Genomic DNA, 6,674 nt, shown 5'->3' with positions numbered 1-6,674 from the left:
TTAAAGTAGCTGCTGTTAAATGACTTACTTGTTTTTTATTTAAAGATAATTTTCTAAGTTGTTTTTTCATGATTCTATATTTTGAGTTAATTATAGATACTGAAATTAGGAAAAGAAAAACTTACATTTAAGACAAATAAGCTTTCAAAATTACCATTTAAGTATATGTAAACTGTATTTTATTGACAGTTGGTTTGATTTCCAGTAAGGCACCATGAACCAGTTTGTCCTCCAGTTTCTCCACAATTAAAGAAGCAGCTATCTGTAGGTGTTTCTCTTGGTGGCCAGTTTGTTCCTCCTTTTAAAGTAGCTGCTGTTAAATGGCTTACTTGTTTTTTATTTAAGGATAATTTTCTAAGTTGTTTTTTCATAATTTTTGAATCGAATGTTAGTAATTATTAAATTAAGCTGGCATACTACCACCACTGTAAATTCGAGTTGTCAAGAATGTTGGACATGGATCCATTGTACAATTTGTGTCATGGCACATATTTCCTCCTCTTACTTTAGTTGTGCTTTTCGGAGTAATTGCAGAAATAACTTCTTTCTTAAAAACAAGCTTCTCAAAAGTGAATTCTTTGTTTAAATTCTTTTTCTTCATAAATATAAGTTTTGTGATTTGTTACTGATCTCAATATAGACAAGAATTAAACTCAGAAACGGTAGTATTTGCGTAGATACATAAATATTTTACGATTTTGCGCATAAAAAAACCAGAAGATATTCTTCTGGTTTTGCTTTAGTTTTAGAGAATGTTATAGGTTTATTTTTTTAGATAGTGAGATTATGAACACAGTGCATCTGACCTGGACAAATAGTATAGTCAACAGAGTTAAAATCGTTACTTCTTGTTCCTCCTTTTAAAGCTTCCAAATAATTTGTTTCCATATTTGCAATTAAACGCTTTCGTAAATGGATGGTACTTACCTTTTTTTTCTTCATAATGAATTATTTAAAGTTATTGATTCGTAATGAAAAATAAACATAATTACGCTTAAACTAGCATGATCTATATTGTGAACTACGCAAATTTATAAATTTGCGCTACTATTTTTTTCTTTTTCATTTAAGGTTTGAATGTAAAAAGAAGGATACAATTTTGTATGTGTTTTAAAATGTTTGGTGAATGAGTTTGTGCTTTTATAGCCTATTTCTTCTGCAATATTTTTGATTGAATATTTTCTGAATTTAGAATCTTCTTTTAATCGTTTTAATACATATTGAATACGAAGTTCGTTGATATATTCAGTAAATTTTTTCCCTTTATGTGTCCCAATAATTTTTGATAAATAACTAGTGTTGGTTTTTATTTTCTTGGCTACATTTTGTAAAGAACAACTGCTATTTAAAAAATATAAGGAAGTTTCAAGCTTATCTAAGCGAATTAAAATTTCTTGTATTTTTTTATCTTGAATAACAAGATCTGTCTTCTTTTTTTGATGACTTTCAGCTTCTATTTTTTGCATCAATTGCTCAAAAATAATCTTATTCTTTTTGCGCATACTCACAAACTTCCATATAAAAAAGAAGCAAAAAATTAGAATGACACCTACAATCCAAAATGTTATCTTAAGGGTTTCTTTGAGTCGAGACTCGGACGAGATTAGCTCTTCATTTTCTTTATTTACATTTTTTAGTAAACTTTCATACACAGTAGTGCGATTACTGTCTTTAACTTTATCTAAGGCTTTGTATTGCTCAAAACTAGTGTTGGAAGCTTCTATGTTTCCTTGCTTTTTATACACATCTGCTAGGATTTCGTATGTTTTTAGCAAAATATGTGGATTGAATTTTATAGAGATATCATTTTTACTATTCTCTGCCGTAATCGTTTCCTTGGTGAGTTCTAAGAACTGAACAGCTTTGTCGTATACTTTCATTTCAGCATAAGATTTGCCAATGTAATAGTACATCTCAACTAGTCTTTTCTTATTATTCAATCCTAAAGTAATTTCTTCTGCTTGCTTTAAATAGGAAATAGCTTTGTTAAATTCACCTTTTATAAAATGTGCAATGCCCATATCCATAAAGAAATAGCTTTGTCCTTCTATATCATTATTATTTGTAGCATGTGTAAGCCCTATTTTCGCATATACTAAAGTAGAATCAGGTTGTGATAAGGTTAAAAAAGTTCCCGTAAGACCTAAATAAGTATTTATGCCTATGAGTTCTTTATCGAGTTTATTTTTTTTACACAGTCTTAAATTCTCTTTAAACATGGCTAAAGCCTCTTCATCAAAATGAATATTACGTTTTACTTTAGCGAGATTTCCACGCGCCATAATTTGATACTTAATATTCTTGCTTTTTTTTGCGTGTTCTAATGCCTTTAAATAGCATTTTAAAGCTTCATTATCATTGCCTAAATATACAAGAGAAGTTCCTTTTAATAAATGTGTAGCGCAGAGGTAATCGTCATTTTTTAGAGAGTCAGCAATTTCCCCAGCAAGTTTACTATATTCAATACTTTTGTTATAATCACCTTCTATATTTGCAATTCTACCTAATTCACGATAGGCTTTGAATATATAATCAGCATTTTTTTTAGCTTCACTTCTCTGTAAAAGAAGTTTTGCATTTGTATGTGCGGCTTCTGGATCAGAAAATTTTTGTTCTACTATAAATTCATGCATTTCTGCTAAAGAAGCATCTTTGGGAAGTTCTTGTGCTTGTACATCAATGCGAACTGCAAAAAGCAGCAGGCATGCTAAAAATCTAGGAAGCAAAAATTTCATAAAACGTATTTGTATAGTCTAGGCGTATTCAACTAATATCAAAGTGTTTGAAAATCATGGTAGGTGTTTTTGGATAAATTTTCAAAAACAACAATTACGCTAAAATTACTAATAATTAAGTCAAGAATGTAATACTACATCTTTTTTTAAAACAGAAAAGCAATGCATAATCTCACATGGAGACGCATTGCTTTTCAAAACAAACTTTACGTTTAGGTATTTATAATGATTTTTGCATTTTCTCCAACATAGTTTTTGCATTTTTGTCGTTTGCATCGATTTCCAATACTTTGTTGTAAAACTTAATTGCTGTCTCATAATCTTCAGCTACAAAATAGGCTTCTGCTAAGCTATCATACCCGTTTTTATTTTCTGGAAACAATTTCGTATTAATGGTAAAAACGCTAATGGCTTTTGAAGTCGCTTCCGCACGAAGCAATACATAACCATAGGTATTCAGTTCTTTTAAACTTTTAGAATATGGTTGCAGTTTTTTAAGTACTTTCTCTTGATTTTCAGAAACATACTCAATTCCTTTTTTCTCAAATAATTCATGTAATTCTGTAACGACTTGATAGTTGTGTTCGTATGATTTTTTTCTGCAAATTCGAAGTAAATCTGCTTCCAAACTTTCTACCGCATGTTCTACAATGCGTCCAACTTCTTTTCCCTTTTTGTTATACACAATAAAAGTGGGTACACGATGAATATTCAAGCCTTTTTCCTCACCGTTTGGTCCTTGTTTGTATGCTGAACGTTTATTGTCTAAACCAACAATACGTAACTTTTCTTCAGGAAAATTGGCAGCATCTAAGAGTTTCATAAACTTTGGAACTTCACGTTTACTGTCGCCGCACCAAGTTCCCATAAAAATAGTAATGGAATATTTTTTAAGTTTTCTTTTGAGTTTTTTAATGATTTCAGCATCAGGTTCGTAGGCTTCATAATTCGGAGAAAACCATGAATTGAAAGAATTTGAAGTAAAACCATCTTTAGTGATTTCACTCAATAATAAATCACGTCCACGAGTATCTTTTGTCAATTGATTGACTTCTTGCGAAAGCGAAATTTGACACACAAAAAGCGCCAATATAAAAGGAATAAATTTGTTCATTTTTTGGTTGATTTTAAATGATGTTTCAAAACTCAATCAAACCAAAAAAGAAAACCAATAAAATGTACAAAATGCATAAATAAATTCACAAAAAGCAATTTTTAAAAAGATGTATTTCTTTTGTGCTAAATAGAAGTTTGTACAGTAAAGGGTGTATTTTATCCGTATATATTTGACGATTTTTACGTTTCTTAGTACTTTGAACGTTTATAAAAAAAGAAAATGAACTTTTTCAACTACAAAATTTCTAAAATACTGATTCACATTCTGTTTTGGGCATTGTTCATTTTTGTCTCTTTATTTTACTTTTCAGATTATTATTGGACAGAAAATCCGTTTCTACAATACTTATCCATTCTAGTCATTATTGTATACGTAAATGACTTTGTGTTATTGCCTTTTTTTGAGATGAAAAAGTGGTATACAATATACATTCTCATCATTGCATTGATTAGTTTTTTTGCAACACAATTGTATTGTTATGTTTTTGCAGAATGTGGTTGTAGTATTGCAAAATGCTTGTCAGATTATGTATGGCAAACCATTGTGCCAATTATCTTTTTCTCTTTTATTTGGATGTTATTTCGTTATTTAGAAAAGAAAGATGAGGTAGAAGCAATTCAGCAAAAACATACGGAAATGGAGTTGAAGTTTTTAAAATCTCAGATAAATCCGCATGTGTTGTTCAACAATTTAAATACAATTTATTCGTATTCGTTAGAAAAGCCTGCGCAAGTTCCTGAATTGATTTTAATGCTGTCTAACAATCTAAAACACGTTTTGTATGAAAGCAATGCGACGTTTGTTCCGCTAGAAAAAGAACTCAATTTTATAGATAATTATATTAAATTTCAGGAAATTAGAACGGAAGGCATCAAAACGATTTCATACGATAAACAGATCTTTCATGGTAATTATAAAATAGCACCTTTATTGCTTATTACAATTATTGAAAATGCTTTTAAACATAGTACGATTGACACTAATATTGACATACAAATTGCAGTAGCTAATGATGTGCTAGAATGTGTGTGTACAAACAAGTTTGATGCAACAAAAATGGCCACAAACGATCAAATTGGATTGCAAAACTTAAAAAAACGTTTGGAATTAATTTATAAAGACAAATACGACTTGGAAGTTTCTACAGAAAATATATATCGTGTAAGCTTAAAATTAGAATTGACAGATAAAAAATAATAACAAACTGATGAAATGTATCATAATAGAAGATGAAATTCCTGCGCAGCGTATTTTAAAAAGTTACATTGCAAAAGTATCATATTTGGAGTTGGTCGGAACGTTCAATGCAGCTTTAAAAGCTTATGATACAATCAATGCAGAGGCTATTGATTTAATTTTTCTAGATATCAACTTACCAGACATTTCTGGATTGAGTTTTTTGCGAACGCTTAAAAATCCGCCAACAATTATCATGACAACTGCATATCCTGATTATGCTGTAGAAAGTTTTGAATTTGAAACTATTATTGATTATTTGGTAAAGCCTTTTTCGTTGGAACGTTTTCTAAAAGCCATTCAAAAAACACAGCGAATTCAAACAAAAATTATTGAAACAGCAATAGAAAAACCAGCTTTGGAAACACTATTTTTAAATGTAGATAAAACGTTTTATAAAATTCAGTTTCAAGAAATTTTTTATGTCGAATCAGAACGAAATTACCTCACTTTGGTAAGCAAACAGCAAAAGTTATCTTTTATTGGCGCATTGCGTACATGGAAAGAAAAACTGCCGGAACATCAATTCATTCAAATTCACAAATCGTTTGTCATCAACAAAGATCATGTAGATAAAATTTCAGGAAATGAAGTTTATATTCATGACAAACGCATTCCAATAGGAAGAACTTTCAAAGCAAAACTTTTTGAAGTATTGGACATTCATGGAAAATAAGTGGTAACTTTACAATACTGTTTTTTCAATATAAAAATGATTGATGAAACGTATTTAATTTACCAAAAATACCTACAAAACTCATGGAAAGTCAAGAACTGAAAGTTGCACTTGTACAAACCAATTTAATTTGGGAAAATCCTGCACAAAACAGAACGCAATTGGCAGAAAAGATAAATACAATTACGGATGTAGTTGATATTATTGTATTGCCTGAAATGTTTACATCGGGCTTCACAATGAATCCGCAAAATGTAGCGGAAACAATGGATGGAGAAACGATTACTTGGTTAAAAGAACTTGCAACATCAAAAAATGCAGCAATTACAGGAAGTTTGGTAATTTCCGAAAACGGAAACCATTACAATCGTTCAGTATTTGTATTGCCTTCTGGAAAAATAGAAACTTACGACAAAAAACATACGTTTACACTTGCTGGCGAACACAAAGTATACAAAGCAGGAACTTCAAAAAACAGCATTGAGTACAAAGGCTGGAAAATTTGCCCGCTTATATGTTACGATTTGCGTTTTCCTGTTTGGGCGCGTAATGTAGAAGACTATGACGTATTGTTATATGTTGCCAATTGGCCAAAACCACGTGTCAGTGCTTGGGATGCTTTATTAAAAGCTCGTGCCATTGAAAATATGAGCTATTGTATTGGAGTGAATAGAGTAGGACTCGATGCAAATTCGCTTGAGTATTGCGGACATTCGGCAGCGTATGATGTATTGGGTGAACAACTTACCAATATTACTTCAGGCAAAGAAGAAATTGAGATTGTAACGCTTACCAAAGAACATATTGCAACCTATCGAAATAAGTTGAAGTTTTTAGATGATAAAGATGCATTTACATTACATTCGTAAACTATTTATAAGCAATTCTATATTCAAAAGCGAAAATTAAA

The 6,674-nt window shown here is 30.4% G+C and carries 8 protein-coding genes; 3 read left to right on the top strand and 5 right to left on the bottom strand.

Features of this window, described 5'->3' with window-relative positions:
• Positions 1 to 179 precede the first annotated feature (179 nt).
• The 5 genes from ACRBBL_RS15050 to ACRBBL_RS15030 form a co-directional block, all read right to left on the bottom strand.
• Positions 180 to 371, bottom strand: a complete 192-nt coding sequence (locus tag ACRBBL_RS15050) for a hypothetical protein (protein WP_431369894.1) — start codon at positions 369 to 371, stop codon at positions 180 to 182.
• Positions 372 to 403: 32 nt separating this feature from the next.
• A complete protein-coding gene (locus tag ACRBBL_RS15045) occupies positions 404 to 601 on the bottom strand; it encodes a hypothetical protein (protein ID WP_431369893.1) in 198 nt (65 codons plus the stop codon).
• A gap of 170 nt (positions 602 to 771) precedes the next feature.
• Positions 772 to 942: a hypothetical protein gene (locus ACRBBL_RS15040; RefSeq protein ID WP_431369892.1), complete on the bottom strand. Its 171-nt coding sequence runs from the start codon at positions 940 to 942 to the stop codon at positions 772 to 774.
• Positions 943 to 1,031: 89 nt separating this feature from the next.
• The gene (locus ACRBBL_RS15035) at positions 1,032 to 2,735 is read right to left on the bottom strand and encodes a helix-turn-helix domain-containing protein (RefSeq protein WP_431369891.1); all 1,704 of its coding nucleotides are present in this window, start codon (positions 2,733 to 2,735) and stop codon (positions 1,032 to 1,034) included.
• 220 nt (positions 2,736 to 2,955) lie between these two features.
• Positions 2,956 to 3,849, bottom strand: coding sequence for a thioredoxin family protein (locus ACRBBL_RS15030; RefSeq protein WP_431369890.1), 894 nt, complete (start codon positions 3,847 to 3,849; stop codon positions 2,956 to 2,958).
• Between the two features lie 222 nt (positions 3,850 to 4,071).
• Here ACRBBL_RS15030 and ACRBBL_RS15025 point away from each other — a divergent pair, with 222 nt between their 5' ends.
• The 3 genes from ACRBBL_RS15025 (at position 4,072) to ACRBBL_RS15015 (ending at position 6,633) form a co-directional block, all read left to right on the top strand.
• A complete protein-coding gene (locus ACRBBL_RS15025; RefSeq protein ID WP_431369889.1) occupies positions 4,072 to 5,049 on the top strand; it encodes a sensor histidine kinase in 978 nt (325 codons plus the stop codon).
• A 10-nt stretch (positions 5,050 to 5,059) separates the two neighbouring features.
• On the top strand, positions 5,060 to 5,764 hold the full coding sequence (locus tag ACRBBL_RS15020) for a LytR/AlgR family response regulator transcription factor (RefSeq protein WP_431369888.1): 705 nt from the start codon (positions 5,060 to 5,062) through the stop codon (positions 5,762 to 5,764).
• 83 nt (positions 5,765 to 5,847) lie between these two features.
• On the top strand, positions 5,848 to 6,633 hold the full coding sequence (locus ACRBBL_RS15015) for an amidohydrolase (protein WP_431369887.1): 786 nt from the start codon (positions 5,848 to 5,850) through the stop codon (positions 6,631 to 6,633).
• The last annotated feature ends 41 nt before the right edge of the window (positions 6,634 to 6,674 follow it).

This window comes from Kordia sp. (assembly GCF_050633145.1).
In the GTDB taxonomy this organism is placed as follows: Bacteria; Bacteroidota; Bacteroidia; order Flavobacteriales; family Flavobacteriaceae; genus Kordia.
This window is presented reverse-complemented; position numbering and strand designations above follow the sequence as displayed.

What these genes read in the sequence shown, in the direction of transcription:
- ACRBBL_RS15050 (WP_431369894.1), bottom strand. Translation starts at nt 371, where the DNA reads ATGAAAAAACAACTTAGAAAATTATCCTTAAATAAAAAACAAGTAAGC.
- ACRBBL_RS15045 (WP_431369893.1), bottom strand. Translation starts at nt 601, where the DNA reads ATGAAGAAAAAGAATTTAAACAAAGAATTCACTTTTGAGAAGCTTGTT.
- ACRBBL_RS15040 (WP_431369892.1), bottom strand. Translation starts at nt 942, where the DNA reads ATGAAGAAAAAAAAGGTAAGTACCATCCATTTACGAAAGCGTTTAATT.
- ACRBBL_RS15035 (WP_431369891.1), bottom strand. Translation starts at nt 2,735, where the DNA reads ATGAAATTTTTGCTTCCTAGATTTTTAGCATGCCTGCTGCTTTTTGCA.
- ACRBBL_RS15030 (WP_431369890.1), bottom strand. Translation starts at nt 3,849, where the DNA reads ATGAACAAATTTATTCCTTTTATATTGGCGCTTTTTGTGTGTCAAATT.
- ACRBBL_RS15025 (WP_431369889.1), top strand. Translation starts at nt 4,072, where the DNA reads ATGAACTTTTTCAACTACAAAATTTCTAAAATACTGATTCACATTCTG.
- ACRBBL_RS15020 (WP_431369888.1), top strand. Translation starts at nt 5,060, where the DNA reads ATGAAATGTATCATAATAGAAGATGAAATTCCTGCGCAGCGTATTTTA.
- ACRBBL_RS15015 (WP_431369887.1), top strand. Translation starts at nt 5,848, where the DNA reads ATGGAAAGTCAAGAACTGAAAGTTGCACTTGTACAAACCAATTTAATT.